Source organism: Streptomyces sp. AHU1 (genome assembly GCF_045343905.1).
GTDB lineage: Bacteria > Actinomycetota > Actinomycetes > Streptomycetales > Streptomycetaceae > Streptomyces > Streptomyces triticiradicis.
Genome location: NZ_CP174283.1, coordinates 8,810,775 through 8,829,373, shown reverse-complemented (window position 1 = coordinate 8,829,373; position 18,599 = coordinate 8,810,775). Strand labels below are relative to the sequence as shown.

The 18,599-nt window shown below is 75.7% G+C and carries 1 protein-coding gene (only partly in view); it reads right to left on the bottom strand.

Annotation, left to right across the window (positions count from 1 at the left end; genetic code table 11):
* On the bottom strand, positions 1–18,599 hold the 5' portion of the coding sequence (locus ACICHK_RS38965) for a type I polyketide synthase (protein WP_406840678.1). 9,112 nt of this gene lie to the left of the window's left edge; only the first 18,599 of its 27,711 coding nucleotides appear in the window; its start codon is at positions 18,597–18,599; its stop codon lies beyond the left edge, outside the window.

The following is an 18,599-nucleotide window of genomic DNA, read 5'->3' as shown; positions in this document are numbered from 1 at the left end:
ACCGAGTCGAAGCCCAGGTCCCGGAACGCGCGGTCGTGCTCGATCCGGTCGGCGTCGGAGTGCCCGAGCACGGCGGCGATCTGCGCCCGCACCAGCTCCAGCAGCACCTTCCTGCGCTCGCTCTCCTTGCGGCCCGACAGGTCCGCGCGCAGGCCGGACCCCGACGGCCGGTCGGCGGCCGGGCCCGTACGCAGTGCCCTGACCGCCGGCAGGTCCTCGACCAGCCGGGTGGGCCGCATCGACGCGAACGCGGGCACGAACGCCGCCCAGTCGACATCGGCGACGACCACCGCCACGTCGTCCAGCTCGACGGCCCGGCGCAGCGCGTCGACACCCGTCCGCGAGCGCAGCGGCCGGAACCCGCCGCGCCGTACCCGCGCGGCCAGGCCGCCGTCGGCGACCATGCCCGCGTCGGCCCACGGACCCCACGCGATCGAGGTCGCGACCCGGCCCTGCGCCCGCCGCCGGGCGGCGAAGGCGTCCAGCCAGGCGTTCGCGGCGGCGTAGTTGGCCTGTCCCGGCGCGCCGATCGTGCCGGCGGTGGACGAGAACAGCACGAACGCGTCGAGGTCCAGCCCCGCGGTGAGCTCGTCCAGGTTCCGGGCCGCCGTCGTCTTGGCGTGCAGCACGGTCGCGAACGACTCCGGCGTGAGCGTGTCCAGCACGCCGTCGGCCAGTACCCCCGCGCTGTGGAAGACGGCCGTGGGAGTCACGTCGGCGAGCAGCGCGGCCAGTGCCTCGCGGTCGCCGGCGTCGCACGCGGCGACGGTGACCCGCGCGCCGAGCGCCTCCAGCTCCGCGGCGAGCTCCACGGCGCCGGGGGCGTCCGGGCCGCGTCGGCTCGTCAGCACGAGGTGCTCGGCTCCCGCGCCGGCCAGCCAGCGCGCCAGGTGCCCGGCGATGCCGCCGGTACCGCCCGTGACGAGCACGGTGCCCCGTGGGCGGTACGGCCGGCCGGTGCCGGAGGCGGCGTGGGCGAGCCTGCGGGCGAACACGCCCGCCGCGCGCACGGCGGCCTGGTCCTCGCCGGCCCCGGCGAGGACTTCGCCGAGCCTGTGCGCGGTGACGGCGTCCAGTCGTGCCGGCAGGTCGACGAGACCGCCCCAGGTCGCGGGCTGCTCCAGCGCCGCCACCCGGCCGAGGCCCCACACCGCGGCCTGGGCGGGGTCGGGGATCTCCGTGCCGTCGACGGCGACGGCGTGCCGCGTGACGCACCACAGGGGCGCGGTGATCCCGGCGTCGCCGAGCGCCTGCACGGCGACGGTGGTCAGCGCCAGGCCCGCGGGCACCTCGCCGTCGCCGGGCGCCGCGGCCGACAGCAGTGACACCACGCCCGCGAAGCCGCCCCCGGCGGCCTGGTCGCGCAGCGCGTCGGCGAGCGCGGTCCGGTCGGGCTCCGTGACGTCGAGCCGGACGGTGTCCGCCCCGGCGGCGACGAGACCGCCGACGGCCGCGGTGACCCAGTCCGAGTCGCCGGGCGCGAGCACCAGCCAGGTGCCGCCGAGCGACGGGGAGCCGCCGGGCATCGGCGCCCACACGACGCGGTAGCGCAGGGAGTCCACGGCGGACTCCTCGTCGCGGCGGCGACGCCAGGTCGACAGCGCCGGCACCATCGCCGAGACGGTGTCGGCGGGCAGGCCGAGGGCGGTGGTGAGGGAGTCGACGTCGGCCTCCTCCACGGCCGCCCAGAACGTGGCGTCGACGGTGTCGCCGGGCCGCGGCGCCGCGGCGGCGTCCTGCCGCGGCCAGAAGCGCTCGTGCTGGAACGCGTAGGTCGGCAGGTCGATCCGGCGGGCGCCGGTGTCCGCGAAGAACGCCGTCCAGTCGACGGGGACGCCGTGCACGTGGAGGGCCGCGACGGCCGCGGCGACGGCGGAGGCCTCGGAGCGGTCGCGCCGCTGCGACGCGACGACCGCCGCCCCGTCCTCGGGCAGGCTCTCCTGCGCCATGCCGGTCAGCACCGCGTCCGGGCCGATCTCCAGGAAGGCGCGCACGCCGTGCCCGGCCAGCCATGCGACGCCGTCGGCGAACCGCACCGCGGCGCGCACGTGCCGCACCCAGTACTCGGGGTCGCAGACCTGCTCGGCGGTGACCGGCTCGCCGGTCACGTTGGACAGGACGGGGATGCGCGGCGGCCGGTACGTCAGGGTCGCCGCGACCCGGCGGAAGTCGTCGAGCACCGCGTCCATGTGCGGCGAGTGGAAGGCGTGGCTCACCCGCAGCCGCCGCGTACGGTACCCGTCGGCCTCGAAGCCCTCGGCCAGCGCCAGCACCGCGTCCTCGTCGCCGGCGATCACCACGGACTCCGGACCGTTGACCGCGGCGACGGACACGCGCCGCTCGTCGAGGCGCGGCGCGACGACCGCCTCGGACGCCCGGACGGAGACCATCGCACCGCCCTCGGGCAGGGCCTGCATCAGCCGGCCGCGCGCGGCGACGAGCTTGGTGGCGTCGGCCAGCGACAGCACTCCGGCGACGTGCGCGGCGGCGAGCTCGCCGACCGAGTGGCCGGCGACGTGGTCCGGCCGCACGCCCCAGGACTCCACGAGCCGGTAGAGGGCCACCTCCACCGCGAAGAGCGCCGGCTGGGTGCAGCCGGTGCGGTCCAGCTCGGTGGCGTCGTCCGCCCACATGACGTCCCGCAGCGGACGGTCCAACTCGTCGTCGAGGTGGAGCAGCACCTCGTCGAGGGCGTCGGCGAACACCGGGAAGCGCTCGTACAGTTCGCGGCCCATGCCGACGCGCTGCGCGCCCTGGCCCGTGAACAGCACGGCCAGGCCGCCCCGCTCCACCGAGCCGCGCAGCACACCCGCGCCCGGTGCTCCGTCCCGCACCGCCGTCAGGCCGCTGCCCAGCTCCGCCAGGTCCGTCGCGACGACGGCGGCGCGCCGTTCGAACGCCGCGCGGCCGGTCGCCAGCGAGTGCGCGAGGTCGGCCGGGTGCGTGTCGGGCCGCGTGCGCAGGAGGTCGAGCAGACGCCCGGCCTGCGCCCGCAGCGCGGCGTCGGTCCGGCCGGACAGGACGAACGGCAGCACGCCGTCGACGCGGGGCTCGGCCGACTCCGGCGCGACCGGCGCCTGTTCCAGGATCGCGTGCGCGTTCGTGCCGCTGAGCCCGAACGACGACACGGCGGCGCGGCGCGGCCGGCCCGTCTCGGGCCACGGCACCTGCTCGGTCAGCAGGCCGATGGCACCGCTGGACCAGTCGACGTGCGTGGACGGCGTCTCGGCGTGCAGGGTCCGCGGCAGTACGCCCCGCTGCATGGCCAGTACGAGCTTGATCACACTGGCCACGCCGGAGGCCATCTGGGTGTGGCCGATGTTGGACTTCACGGAGCCGAGCAGCAGCGGCCGCTCCGGGTCGCGCTCGCGGCCGTAGGTCCCGAACAGCGCCTGGGCCTCGATCGGGTCGCCGAGCGCGGTGCCGGTGCCGTGGCCCTCGATCGCGTCCACCTCGGACGCCGTCAGCCGGGCGTTGGCCAGCGCCGCGCGGATGACCCGCTGCTGCGCGGGTCCGTTCGGCGCGGTCAGGCCGTTGGACGCGCCGTCCTGGTTCACCGCCGAGCCCTTGAGCACGGCGAGCACCCGGTGGCCGTTGGCCTGCGCGTCGGACAGCTTCTCCAGCAGGACCACGCCGACGCCCTCGGCGAGGGTCATGCCGTCGGCGTCGTCGGAGTACGCCTTGCAGCGCCCGTCCACGGCGAGCGCCCGCTGCCGGGAGAACCCGATGAACGCGCCCGGGTTGGACATGATGCTCACGCCGCCGGCCAGCGCCAGCGTGCTCTCCCCGGTGCGCAGCGACTGCGCGGCGAGGTGGATCGCCACCAGCGACGACGAGCAGGCGGTGTCCAGCGTGACGGCGGGACCCTCCAGGCCTAACAGGTACGCCAGGCGGCCGGACAGGACGCTGCCCAGCGAGCCGGTGACCATGTGGCCCTCGGAGCTGTCCGCGGTGCGCGACACCGACGCCGTGTAGTCCTGGTAGCTGGCTCCGATGAACGTGCCGGTGAGGCTGCCGTGCAGGGCGTGCGGGTCGAGACCGGCCCGTTCGAAGGCCTCCCACGCCGTCTCCAGCAGCAGCCGCTGCTGCGGGTCCATCGCCAGCGCCTCACGCGGTGAGATGCCGAAGAAGTCCGCGTCGAACTCCGCGGCGTCCCGCAGGAAGCCGCCCTGCACCGAGTAGGTCCTGCCGGCGCGGTCGGGGTCCGGGTCGTACAGCTCGTCCGCGGGCCAGCCGCGGTCCGCGGGGAAGCCGCCGATCGCGTCGACGCCCTCGGTGACCAGCCGCCACAGGTCCTCGGGCGAGTCGGCCCCGCCCGGGTAGCGGCAGCTCATGCCGATGACGGCGATGGGCTCGTCCGGCGCGGCCACGGCGGGGGCGCTCGTGGCCGCGGGCGCGTCGCCGGTGATCTCCGCCAGCAGGAACCCGGTCAGCGCGACCGGGTTCGGGTGGTCGAAGACGATGGTGCTGGGCAGCGTGAGGCCGGTGGCGTCGGCGATCCGGTTGCGCAGGTCGATCGCGGTCACGGAGTCGAAGCCGGCGTCGCGGAACGCCCGCTGCTCGCCGAGCGCGTCGCCGGAGGCGTGGCCGAGCACGGTGGCGGCCTGGCCGCGCACCAGGTCCAGCAGCGTGCGCTCCCGCTCGGCGGCGGGCAGCGCCCGCAGCGTGGCGGCGGGACCGCCTCCGGCACCACCGGTCACGGTGTTCCGCTCCCGGGCCTCGGTGAGCGCCTTGACCTCGGGGATCTCGTCGAACAGCGTCGTCGGCCGGGCCGAGGTGAACACCTCGTGGTAGCGGTCCCAGTCGATGTCGGCGATCGCGAGTGCGGTGTCGTCCCCCTCGAGGGCGTTGCGCAGGGCCGTCAGCGCGAGCGGCGGCTCCATGAACACGAGGCCGCTGCGCACGATCTGTTCCGGGTCGACCCGGCCGAGTTTCCTGTCGTCCGCCCAGATGCCCCACGACAGGGACACCGCCGGCAGTCCTCGGGCACGGCGGCGCGCGGCCAGGGCGTGCAGGTACGCGTTGCCCGCGACGTACGCGGCGTGCGCGCCGGAGGCCCACATGCCCGCGGTGGACGAGTAGAGCACGAAGTGGTCCAGCTCGTCCTCGGCGAGCAGCTCGTCCAGGACGGCGGCGCCGGTCACCTTCGCGTCCAGCACCCGCTCGAACTGGTCGAGGGTGGTGTCGGCGAGAGCGCTCAGCTCGATCACGGCGGCCGTGTGCACCACGGTCCGCAGCGGCGGCCCGTCCGCGCGCAGCCGGTCCAGCAGTGCGGACACGGCGTCGCGGTCGGTGATGTCGCAGGCCACGACCTCGGCGGCGGCACCGCGCTCGGTCAGCTCCGCGACCAGTTCGGCCGCGCCGGGGGCGGCCGGGCCGCGGCGGCCGGCGAGCACGATCCGCTCCGCGCCCCGGTCGGCGAGCCAGCGGGCCAGGTGCGGGGCCAGGGTGCCGGTACCGCCGGTGACCAGGACGGTGCCGCGGGCGCTCCAGCCCGAGTCGTCGGCGGTCTTCGGCGCCCGCACGATCCGCCGTGCCAGTGTGCCGGCGGCACGCACGGCGAGCTGGTCCTCGCCCGTCGCTCCGGACAGCACGGCGGCGAGCCGGCCCGCCGCGCGGGTGTCCAGTTCGACCGGCAGGTCCACGGTGCCGCCGATCCGCTGCGGATGCTCGAGCGCGGCGGTCCAGCCGACACCGAGCACCTGTGCCTGGCCGGGGTTGAGCACCTCGTCGGCGCGGCCCGTCGACACGGCGGCACGGGTGAGGAACCACAGCGGGGCGTCGATTCCGGCGTCGCCGAGGGCCTGTACGAGCGCCACGGTCAGCGCGAGGCCCTCGTTCGTCGCGGAACGGCCCGCGAGCGGGCGCTCGGCACCCGCCACCAGCGACACCACACCCGTGACGGCGTCGATGCCGTCGAGGCGTGCGGCGAGCACGGCCCGGTCGGCGCAGGCGGCGTCGAGGACCAGCCGTTCCGGCGTGGCGCCGTGCGCGCTCAGCGCGGAGAACACGTCCTCGTCGGCGACGCCGTCGGCGGTGACCACGAGCCAGCGTCCGGTCGGCGCGGCGGTGCCCGTGCTGACCGGCGTCCACGCCACGCGGTAGCGCCAGGCGTCCACGAGTGTCTCCTCGCGGCGGCGGCCACGCCATGCCGACAGACCGGGCAGCACGGCCGCGAGGGCCTCCTCGTCCACGGCGAGGCCGGTGGTGAGCGAGGCCAGGTCGCCGGTCTCGACGGCCTGCCAGAAGTCCGCCTCGACCGGGTCCGTGCCGCCGGACACCGCGGGTGGCGGCACCGGGATCCACAGGCGTTCGTGCTGGAACGCGTAGGTGGGCAGGTCGGTCCGGCGGCCGCCCCGGTACAGAGGGGCCCAGTCCACGGCGACGCCGCGGACGAACGCCTCGGCGAAGGACGTGAGGACGCGGTCCAGGCCGCCCCTCTCGCGGCGCAGTGTGCCGGTCACCACGGCTCGCACGCCGGCCGCGTCGACCGCCTCGGCGATGCCCGTCCGCAGCACCGGGTGCGGGCTGCACTCGATGAACGCGCGGTGGCCCTCGCCGAGCAGGGTGGTGACGGCCGGACCGAAGTGCACGGTGCCGCGCAGGTTGCGGTACCAGTAGCCGGCGTCCATGACCGCGGTGTCGAGCCACTCGCTCGTCACGGTGGAGTAGAACGGGACCTCGGCGGTCCGCGGCCGGATCGGGGCGAGGAGTTCGAGCAGCTCGTCGCGGATGTCCTCGACCTGGGCGGAGTGCGAGGCGTAGTCCACGGCGATCTTCCGCACCCGGACGCCGTCCGCGGCCAGGGTGTCGAACAGCGTGTCCAGCGCGGCGGAAGCACCGGCCACGACCACGGAACCCGGCCCGTTGACGGCCGCGATCTGCGCCGTGCCGTCGGAGGGCAGCAGCGGCTCGACGCGGTCCGCGGGCAGCGGCACGGACATCATGCCGCCCTTGCCCGCCAGCCGCCGTGCGATGGCCTGGCTGCGCAGGGCGACCACGCGGGCACCGTCCCCGAGGGAGAGCGCGCCGGCGACCACGGACGCGGCGATCTCGCCCTGGGAGTGTCCGACCACGGCGTCCGGGTGCACGCCCTGCGACCGCCACAGCGCCGCCAGCGCCACCATCACCGCGAACGATGCGGGCTGCACGACGTCGACGCGCTCCAGGCCCGGCGCGCCCTCCGCCTGGCGCAGCACGTCCAGCAGGGACCAGTCCGTGAACTCCGACAGCGCGGCGGCGCACGCGTGGATGTGCTCCGCGAACACGGGCGACTCGTCGAGCAGCCGCGCTCCCATGCCGGCCCACTGCGATCCCTGGCCAGGGAACACGAACACGGTCCGGCCCTCGACGTCCGCGACGCCCTCGACCACCGCGGTCGTGGCCCCGCCGCGGGCGTAGCCGTCCAGGGCGTCCCGGTCGAGGACCACGGCCCGGTGCTCGAACAGCGACCGCGAGGTCACCAGCGAGTAGCCGACGTCGACCGGGTCCGCGTCCCAGCCGGCCAGGCGGGCGGCCTGGTCACGCAGCGCGGGGGCGGACCGCGCCGACAGCACGAGCGGCAGCACGGCCGGGACCGGCACGGGCGTGCGCTCGTCCGGTGCCGGCGCGGCCGGCGATTCCTCCAGCACGAGGTGGACGTTGGTGCCGCTGATGCCGAACGACGACACGGCGGCGCGGCGCACCCGCTCCCCCGGCTCCCACGGCCGGGCCTCGTGCAGCAGCCGCACGGTGCCCGCGCTCCAGTCGATGTGCGAGGACGGTGTCCCGGCGTGCAGCGTGGGCGGCAGCACGCGGTTCCGCAGGGCCAGCACCATCTTCATGACGCCGGCGACGCCCGCGGCGGACTGCGTGTGGCCGATGTTGGACTTCACGGAGCCGAGCAGCAGCGGCCGCTCCGGGTCCCGGTCCACGCCGTAGGTGGCCTGCAGCGCCTGGGCCTCGATCGGGTCGCCGAGCGCGGTGCCGGTGCCGTGCGCCTCCACGGCGTCCACGTCGGACGGCGCCAGCCGGGCGTTGGCCAGGGCCTGCCGGATGACCCGCTGCTGCGCGGGCCCGTTCGGCGCGCTCAGACCGTTGGACGCGCCGTCCTGGTTGACGGCGGAGCCGCGGATCACCGCGAGCACCGGGTGGCCGTTGGCCTGCGCGTCGGACAGCTTCTCCAGGAGCAGCATGCCGACGCCCTCGCCGAGCGCCATGCCGTCGGCGCCCTCCGCGAACGCCTTGGACCGGCCGTCGTGGGCGAGCGCCCGCTGCCGGCTGAACGCCGTGAACGGCCCGGGGTTCGGCATGACCGTCGCGCCGCCGGCGAGCGCCAGCGTGGTCTCGCCGTTGCGCAGCGACTGCGCGGCGAGGTGGATCGCCACCAGCGACGACGAGCAGGCGGTGTCCACGGTGACCGCCGGACCCTCCAGCCCGAACACGTAGGCGAGGCGGCCGGACAGCACGCTGGGGATGGTGCTGGTGACGACGTGCGCCTCGAGGTCCTCGACGTGCTGGGCGCCGTACTCCTGGAAGCTGGAGCCGACGAACGTGCCGGTCGTGGTGGAGCGCAGTGCCGCCGGGTCGATGCCGGCCCGCTCCAGTGCCTCCCACGAGGTCTCCAGCAGCAGGCGCTGCTGCGGGTCCATGGACAGGGCCTCACGCGGCGAGATGCCGAAGAACGCCGGGTCGAAGTCGCCTGCGTCGTGCAGGAAGCCGCCCCGCGTGGTGTAGGTGGTGTGCGGCTTGTCCGGGTCGGCGTCGTACAGCGCGGTCGCGTCCCAGCCGCGGTCCACGGGCCATTCGCTGCCGGCGTCGACGCCGTCCTCGACGAGGGCCCAGAACTCCTCGGGCGTGGCGGCGCCGCCCGGGAACCGGCATGCCATGCCGACGATCGCGATGGGCTCGTCGGGGGCGCCGACCGTGGCGGTCACCCGCGCGGCGGTGCTGTCGGCGTCGAGCAGTTCCCCGGCCAGGAAGCGTGCCAGCGCCGACGGCGTGGGGTAGTCGAACACCATGGTGCTGGGCAGGGCGCGTCCGGTGACGCCGCTGAGGCGCTTGCGCAGTTCGACGGCGGTCAGCGAGTCGAACCCGCCGTCGCGGAAGGCCCGTTGCTCCGGCACGCCGTCCACGGAGCCGTGGCCGAGCACGCCGGCCGCCTCGGTGCGGATCAGGTCGACGAGCTGTCGTTCGCGCTCCTCGGCGGGCAGTGCGGCCAGGCGGGCGGCGAACTCCGTGCGGCCGTTCGGTTCCTCGGCCTGCGCCGCCGCCTCCGGCAGCGCCGCGAGCAGCGGGCTCGGACGGGAGGCGGTGAAGACCGGCGCGTAGCGCGTCCAGTCCACGTCGGCGACGGTGACGGTGGTGTCGCCGCGCACGACGGCGTCGCGGAGTTCGGCGATGCCGGCGGCCGGCGCGATGAACCGCAGGCCCTGCCGCAGCAGGTTCGCGGTCATGGCGTCGCCGGTCGCCATGCCGGTCTCGGCCCACGGTCCCCACGCGACGGACGTGGCGGTCAGGCCGCGTGCGGCACGGGTCTCGGCGACGGCGTCCAGGCAGGCGTTGGCGGCGCTGTAGGAGGCCTGGCCGCCGCTGCCGATCGTGCCGGCGACGGAGCCGAACAGCACGAAGAAGTCCACGTCCCCGACCAGGGCGTCGAGGTTGACCGCGCCGGCCGCCTTCGCGGACAGCACGGAGTCGAACTCGGCGAGGGTGGTGTCCGCAAGCGCCTTCATGTCGCTGACACCCGCCGTGTGCACCACACCGGTCACCGGGTGCTCGGCGAGCACCGCCGCCAGCGCGGCCCGGTCGGCCACGTCGCAGGCGGCGATCTCGACGCGCGCGCCCAGTTCCTCCAGTTCGGCGCGGAGCTCGGCGGCTCCGGGCGCGTCCGGGCCGCGTCTGCTGGTCAGCACGAGGCCGGTGGCACCGGAACGGGCGAGCCAGCGCGCGACCTCGCCGCCGAGCCCGCCGGTGCCCCCGGTGACGAGCACGGTCCCGCGGGCGGTGAACTCGGCGGCGGGCGAGGGGGCGGTGTACCGGACGAGACGCCGACCGCTGCGCCCGGCCGGCCGGATCGCGACCTGGTCCTCGCCGTCGGTCCCGGCCAGGGTGGCGGCGAGGTGGGAGGCGGCCCGGTCGTTCCACACCGCGGGCAGATCGATCAGGCCGCCCCAGCGGTCGGGGTGCTCCAGCGCGACGCTGCGGCCGAGGCCCCACACCGCGGCCCGCGACGGGCGGGGCGCCGGGTCGCCGGGGGCCGCCGACACCGCTTCGCGCGTGAGAACCCACAGCGGAGCGGTGACGCCTGCGTCGCCGAGCGCCTGTACGAGCGTGACGGTCAGGGCCGGTCCGGACAACGCCGTCGGCTCCTCCTCGGACGGCGGCACCCACACCACCCCCGTGTGGTCGCCGGACCCGGCCAGCCGAGCGGCGAGCGCGGCACGGTCGGGTCCGGTCACCACCAGGGTGCGGACCTCGGCGCCGTGCGCCCGCAGCGCCTCGGCGAGATCGGGATGTCCGGTCGTGCCGATGAGCAGCCAGGAACCCGACAGCGTCGCCGCGCGCTCCGCCAGGGCCGCCCATTCGACGCGGTAGCGCCACGTGTCGCGCAGGGCACGCTCGTGACGGTCCCGGTGCCACGACGACAGCGCGGGCAGCAGCGCGTCCAGCGAGCCGCGCTGGTCCTCGCCGAGGCCGAGGAGTTCGGCGAGCCCGGCGGCGTCGCCCTCGTCGACGGCCGCCCACAGCCGGTCGCCCGCCGGGTCGCCGGGCGGCCGCGTGCGGGCCTCGGGCCAGTAGGACTCGCGGGAGAACGCGTAGGTCGGCAGGTCGACGCGGCGGGCGCCGGTGCCGGCGAAGAAGGCGGCCCAGTCGACGGGCACGCCCCAGGTGTCGAGCCGCGCCAGGGCGGTGACGGCGGCGTGCTCCTCGTCCCGCTCGCCCCGCAGCAGGGCGACGGCGGCGACGTCGGCGGCGTTGTCCTCGACCATCGCGCAGAGGGTGCCGTCCGGCCCCAGTTCGACGAACGCGCGCACCCCGCGGTCCACGAGGGTCCGTACGCCGTCGGCGAACCGCACGGCCTCCCGGACGTGCCTGACCCAGTACTCCGGCGTGGCCAGCTCGTCACCGGCCACGACGCCGGTCACGGTGGACACCAGCGGGATCCGCGCCTCGCCGAAGGACAGTCCCTCGACCACGGACCGGAACGCGTCCAGCATCGGATCCATCAGCGGCGAGTGGAACGCGTGCGAGACCCGCAGCCGCTTCGTACGGCAGCCCCGCTCGCGGAACACCGTCTCGATCCGGGCGAGCGCGTCGGCCCCACCGGCCACGACGACGGACCGCGGACCGTTGACCGCGGCGATGGACACGCCCTCGACCAGCTCGGCGGCGACCTCGTCCGCACCGGCCTCGACGGCCGTCATGCCGCCGCCGGCCGGCAGCGCCTGCATGAGCCGGCCGCGCGCCGAGACCAACGCCGCCGCGTCGCTCAACGACAGGACGCCGGCGACGTGCGCCGCAGCGATCTCACCGACCGAGTGCCCGGCCAGGAAGTCGGGCCGCACGCCCCACGACTCGACCAGCCGGTACAGCGCCACCTCCAGCGCGAACAGCGCCGGCTGCGCCCGTCCCGTCCCGCTCAGCACCTCCGCGTCCTCGCCCCACATCACCTCGCGGACGCCCTCGTCGAGCTCCGCCGTCACCGCGTCGAACGCCTCGGCGAAGACCGGGAACCTGGCGTACAGCTCACGGCCCATGCCCAGCCGCTGGGCACCCTGCCCCACGAACACGAAGGCCGTACGGCCGTGGACCGTCTCCCCCTCGAACAGGGCCGGGTCGGGCCGGCCGGCCGCCAGCGCGGCGAGGGCCCGCCGCAGCGTCCCGGCGTCCGGTGCGATCACCGCCGCCCGCTGTTCGAACCGCGAACGGGTGGTCGCCAGCGAGTGGGCCAGGTCCAGCGGGGCGGCCGAGTCGACGTACGCCGGCAGCCGCTCCGCCTGCGCCCTCAGCGCGTCCCGGGTGCGCCCGGACACCAGCACCGGTACGACACCGGCGGTGGTCCCCGGCTCCGGGACGGACTCCGCCACCGCGGGCGGGGCTTCCAGGACCGTGTGCGCGTTGGTGCCGCTGAAGCCGAACGACGACACCGCCGCACGCCTCGGCCGGCCGGAGACCGGCCACGGGGTCCGGCCGGTGACCAGCCTCACCGCGCCGGCCGCCCAGTCGACCTGGGCCGACGGCGCGTCCACGTGCAGGGTGCGGGGCACGACACCGTGCCGCATCGCCAACACCATCTTGATGATCCCGGCGACACCCGCCGCCGCCTGCGTGTGACCGATGTTGGACTTCACCGAACCCAGCAGCAACGGCGCCTCCCGGTCACGGCCGTACGTGGCCAGCAACGCCTGCGCCTCGATGGGATCGCCCAGCGCCGTCCCGGTGCCGTGCCCCTCGACGACGTCCACGTCGGAGGCCGACAGTCCGGCGTTCGCCAGCGCGGCCCGGATCACCCGCTGCTGGGACGGGCCGTTCGGCGCGGTCAGGCCGTTCGACGCGCCGTCCTGGTTCACCGCGGAACCGCGGACCACGGCGAGGATCTCGTGCCCGTTGCGGCGGGCGTCGGACATGCGTTCCAGCACGATGACGCCGACGCCCTCGGACCAGGCGACGCCGTCGGCGGCGTCCGCGTAGGCCTTGCACCGGCCGTCGGGGGCGAGGCCGCGCTGCCGGGAGAACTCGAGGAACGACGTCGGGGTCGACATGACCGTCACGCCGCCGGCGAGGGCGAGGGAGCATTCCCCCGCCTTCAGCGACTGCGCGGCCAGGTGCAGCGCCACCAGCGAGGACGAGCAGGCCGTGTCGACACTGACCGCCGGGCCCTCCAGGCCGAGCGTGTACGACACACGGCCGGAGGCCACGCTCGGGGACGTGCCGGTGCCCTGGTGCCCCTCGAACTCGCCACCGCCGAGCGCGTGGGCGTAGTCGCTGTACATGACGCCGGTGAACACACCGGTGCGGCTGCCGCGCAGCGCGGCGGGAGGGATCCCGGCCCGCTCGACGGCCTCCCAGGACGCCTCCAGGAGCAGGCGCTGCTGGGCGTCGGTGGCGAGCGCCTCGCGGGGGCTCATGCCGAAGAAGGCCGGGTCGAACTCGCCCGCGTCGTGCAGGAAGCCGCCGGAACGCGCGTAGGACGTGCCGATGTTGTCGGGGTCCGGATCGAACAGGGTGTCCAGGTCCCAGCCGCGGTTGGTCGGGAAGCCCGATATCGCGTCGACGCCCTCGCTGACCAACCGCCAGAGGTCCTCCGGTGAGGAGACGCCGCCCGGGTAGCGGCAGGACATGCCGACGATGACGATCGGGTCGTCGGTGACGGCCTCCGGACCGGTGACCGGCTCGGACGGCTCCTCGGCGCCGAGCAGTTCGTCCAGTACGTACGCGGACAGCGCGCCGACGGTCGGGTGGTCGAAGACGAGCGTGGCCGGCATCCGCAGGCCGGTGGCGGCCGCGAGCCGACCGCGCAGTTCGACGGCCGTCAGGGAGTCGAAGCCGAGGTCGGCGAAGGTCCGGTCGGGGTCGATGCGATCGGTGCCGGTGTGGCCGAGCACGGAGGTCACCTGGGACCGCACCAGCTCCAGCACGGTATCGGCACGCTCGACGGCGCTCAGCCGCGCGAGCCGCTGCGCCAGGCCGCTCGCGGCGACGCTCTCCGCGGTGGCCCGGCGGGCCCGGGGCCGGACCAGGGCGCGCAGCACGGGCGGCACCTCGTCGCGGGCGCGCAGCGCGGGCAGGTCGAGCCGTACCGGGACCGCCACGGCGTCGGGACCGGTGACCGCCGTGTCGAACAGCGCGAGACCGTCCTCGACGGACAGCGGCAACGCGCCGGCACGGGCCAGGCGGCGCATGCCGGACGCGCCGAGGGAGCGGGTCATGCCCGTCTCCCGCGTCCATGGCCCCCATGCCAGCGACACGCCCGGCAGGCCCTCGGAGCGCCGCTCGGTGACCAGCGCGTCGAGGAAGGCGTTGCCGGCCGCGTACGCCGTCTGCGCCGCCGCGCCCACCACACCGGCGACCGAGGAGAACACCACGAACGCCGTCGCGTCACCGGCCAGTTCGTGCAGGTTCCAGGCCGCGTCGGCCTTGGGCCGCAGCACGGCGTCGACGCGGTCGGCCGTCAGCGAGGACAGGACGCCGTCGTCGAGGACGCCGGCGGCGTGCACGACGCCCGTGACGGGCCCCTCGGCGGCGAACACGGCGGCCAGCGCGTCCCGGTCGGCCGCGTCCACGGCGGCGAACGTCACCCGCGCGCCCAGCCCGGCGATCTCGGCCGCCACCTCCGCCGCGCCCTCGGCGGCAGCACCGCGACGGCCGGCCAGGACCAGCCGCCGCACGCCGTGGTGCTCGGCGAGGTGCCGCGCCACCAGGGCGCCCAGACCGCTCGTACCGCCGGTGACCAGGACGGCACCGTCCCCCCAGTCCACGGCACCGCGGTCGGCGGACCGCACGCGGGCGAGGCGGGCGGCGAACACCTCGCCGTCCCGCACCGCCGTCTGCGGCTCGCCGCTACCGAGGGCCGGCACCGGGACGCCGTCGATCGCACCGAACCGTCCGGGGTTCTCCGCCTCGGCCGCCCTCACGAAACCCCACACGGCGGCCTGAGCCGGATCGACCGTGTCCTGCGGCCGCACGGCCACGCCGTCGTGCGTGAGGAACAGCAGACGGGAGCCGGCGCAGCGCTCGTCCGCGAGCCAGTCCTGTGCGATGCCCGTGGCCCAGACGGTGTTCGCGTGCGCGTCGGCCACCGGGTCACCCGTGCCCGCCGGCACCGGTGCCAGCACCACCGGCGGCACCGCGCCGGGCAGGTCGGCGACACCGGCGGCGACCAGCACCTCCGCTCCGGGCAGCACGGGGGCGTCCGGCCCGAGGACCGCGACGGTCCCGGGCGCCGTTCCACCGGACACCGGAGCCCACTCCAGACGGAAGAGCGCGTCCCCGCCCGGCTCGGCGGCCGGGCGTTCGTCCCCGAGACGCCGCAGCGCCAGGGACGCCACCGACAGCAACGGCGCGCCGGCGGCGTCCGTCACCTCGATCGACACCGCGGAATCGCCGACCGGCACGAGCAGCACGCGGGCCGCCGTCGCACCCGTGGCGTGCAGGCGCACGCCTTCCCATGAGAACGGCAGCATGGCGCCGCCGTCGCCGAGGCCGGTGAGGGCGATCGCGTGCAGGGCGGCGTCCAGCAGCGCCGGGTGCATGCCGAAGGACGGCGCCTCGGCCGCGACGCTCTCGGGCAGTTCGACCTCGGCGGCGACCGTGCCGTCCGGACCCACCCGCCAGGCCGCGGCGAGGCCGCGGAACGCCGGTCCGTACTCCAGCCCCGCCTCGGCCGCGCGCTCGTAGAAGCCGTCGAGGCCCACCGCCTCCGCCCCGGCCGGCGGCCACACGGTGGCACCGGAGGGGCCGGTCCGCTCGCCGGGGGCCAGGACGCCATCGGCGTGACGGGTCCAGGGGCGGTCCTCGCCCGAGTCGGTGGCGTCGCCCGCGTCGGACCGCGAGTACACCGTGAGGGTGCGGTGGCCGCGGGCGTCCGGGCTGCCGATCCACAGCTGTACCTGTACGCCGCCCTGGTCGGGCAGCACCAGCGGCGCGGCGAGCGTCAGCTCCTCGATCCCGCCGCAGCCGACCTCGTCTCCGGCTCGCACCGCGAGTTCGAGCAGCGCGGTGCCGGGCAGCACGGCCGTGCCGCGGACGGCGTGGTCGGCGAGCCATGCGTGCGACGCCAGGGAGAGCCGGCCGGTGAGCAGCACGCCGTCCGAGTCCGCCAGGGACGCGGCGGCGGCGAGGAGGGGGTGGTTCGCCGAGCCGAGTCCGGCGGCGCGCATGTCCCCCGGCGCGGCGTGGGCGTCACGCGGCCAGTAACGGCGGCGCTGGAAGGCGTACGTCGGCAGGCCGACGCGACGGGCGCCGGTGCCCGCGAAGTAGTCGGCCCAGCGCAGCGGGACACCGAGCGTGTGCAGACCCGCGGCCGCGGCCGCGAGGGCGGCGTCCTCGGGCCGCGCCCCGCGCAGCGTCGCGACCACGCCGGCGTCCGGGAAGTCCTCCCGCACCATCGCGGTGAGCACCCCGTCCGGGCCCAGCTCCAGGAACGCGCCGACTCCGTGCTCGCGCAGCCAGCCGACGCAGTCGTGGAACCTGACCGGGCGGCGCACGTGGTCGGTCCAGTAGTCAGCGCCGGTCAGCTGCTCGACGGTGGCCTGCTCACCGGTCACCGTCGACACGACCGGCAGCAACGGCTCGCGGAACGCCAACCCGTCGGCCACCGCGTGGAATTCGTCCAGCATCGGGTCCATCAGCGGCGAGTGGAACGCGTGCGACACCCGCAGCCGCTTCGGCCTGTGCCCCCGCTCGACCAGTGCGGCCTCGATCTCGGCGACCGCGTCGGCCTCGCCCGCGACGACCACCGACCGGGCGCCGTTCACGGCCGCGATCGACACGGTGCCGGCGTGCCCGGAGACCAGCGGCGCGACCTCGGCCTCGGACGCCCGCACGGACGTCATCACGCCGCCGGCGGGCAGCGCCTGCATCAGTCGCCCGCGCGCCGCCACGAGAGCCGCCGCAGCGGTCAGGTCGAGGACACCGGCCACGTGCGCGGCGGCCAGCTCGCCGATGGAGTGGCCGGCGAGGTAGTCCGGCTTGACGCCCCACGACTCCACCAGCCGGTAGAGCGCGACCTCGACGGCGAACAGTGCCGGCTGGGCGTATTCCGTGCGGTTGAGCGTACGTGCCGTCCTGGCCCACATGACCTCGCGCAGCGGGCGGTCGAGGTGGGCGTCCAGCGCCGCGCACGCCTCGTCCAGCGCCGCGGCGAACACCGGGAAGCGGTCGTACAGTTCGCGGCCCATGTCGGCGCGCTGTGCGCCCTGGCCGGTGAACACCACGGCCAGCTTGGGTTTGCCGCGCGTGACGCCCGAGACGAGCCCGGCCGGCGTCCCGCCTGCGGCCAGCGCCGCCAGCGCGGCCCGGGCCTGCTCGTGATCGGTCGCCACGACGGCGGCGCGGTGCTCGAAGGCGGCGCGCGTGGTCGCGAGCGAGAAGGCGGTGTCGGCCAGGGGGCCGGAGTCGACCGCGGACAGCAGGCGCGACGCCTGTTCCCCGAGGGCCTCACGGGTACGCCCGGACACCAGCAGCGGCACCGCGCCGGCCGCGACGTCACCGGCGGACGGTTCGTCCTCGTCGGACGTCCGGTCCTCGTCGGCGGGTGCCTGCTCGATGATGGCGTGCGCGTTGGTGCCGCTCAGCCCGAACGAGGAGACGGCGGCACGGCGTGGACGGTCCGCCTCCCCGGGCCACGGCGTGTTCTCGGTCGCGAGCGCCAGCGACCCGCCGGACCAGTCCACATGGGATGTCGGTGCGTCGACGTGCAGCGTCTTCGGCAGCATCCCGTAACGCATCGCCAGGACCAGCTTGATGACGCCCGCCACACCGGCGGCGGCCTGCGTGTGGCTGATGTTGGACTTCACCGAGCCGAGCAGCAGCGGACGGTCTGCGGGGCGGTTGCGGCCGTAGGTGGCGAGCAGCGCCTCCGCCTCGACCGGGTCCCCCAGCGTCGTGCCGGTGCCGTGCGCCTCCACCACGTCGATCTGGTCGGCGGACAGCCGCGCGTTGAGCAGCGCCTGCTCGATGACGCGGACCTGCGAGGGCCCGTTGGGGGCGGTCAGGCCGTTGGACGCGCCGTCCTGGTTGACGGCCGAGCCGCGTACGACGGCGAGGATCCGGTGCCCGCGTCGGCGTGCGTCGGACAGCTTCTCCAGCACCAGCACGCCGACCCCTTCGGCCCAGCCGGTGCCGGACGCGGACTCGGCGAAGGAACGGCAGTGCCCGTCGGCGGCGAGACCGCCCTGCTTGGAGAACTCGACGAAGGTGAGCGGGCTGGACATGACGGTGACGCCGCCGGCCAGCGCGAGGTCGCACTCCCCCGCCCGGAGCGACTGGGCCGCCAGGTGCAGCGCGACCAGCGAGGAGGAGCACGCGGTGTCCACGGTGACGGCCGGACCGACCAGTCCGAAGGAGTACGACAGACGGCCCGAGATCACACTGGACGTGTTGCCGGTCAGCCGGTACCCGTCGATGTCGTCGGCCGGACCGACCCGGTACTCCTGGGGCATGGCGCCCACGAACACGCCGGTCTGCGTGCCTTTCAGGCCCGTCGGGTCGATGCCCGCGCGCTCCAGCGCCTCCCACGTCGTCTCCAGCAGCACCCGCTGCTGGGGGTCCATGGACAGCGCCTCACGCGGTGAGATGCCGAAGAAGTCGGCGTCGAACGTGGTGGCGTCGTGCAGGAATCCACCCGACAGCGTCGAGGACGTGCCCAGCGCCTCCGGGTCCCAGCCCCGGTCGTCCGGGAAGTCGGTCACGCCGTGGCCGCCCTGCTCCAGCATCGCCCACAGGTCCTCGGGGCCGCGCACGTCACCGGGGTAACGGCAGCCCATGCCGACGATGGCGATGGGCTCGGCCGCCGCCTCCTCCAGTTCCTGCACCTTCTGCCGGGTGCGCCGAAGGTCGACGGTGGCACGCTTCAGGTAGTCCCGAAGGCGCTGCTCGTTGCCCATCGCACGATCCAT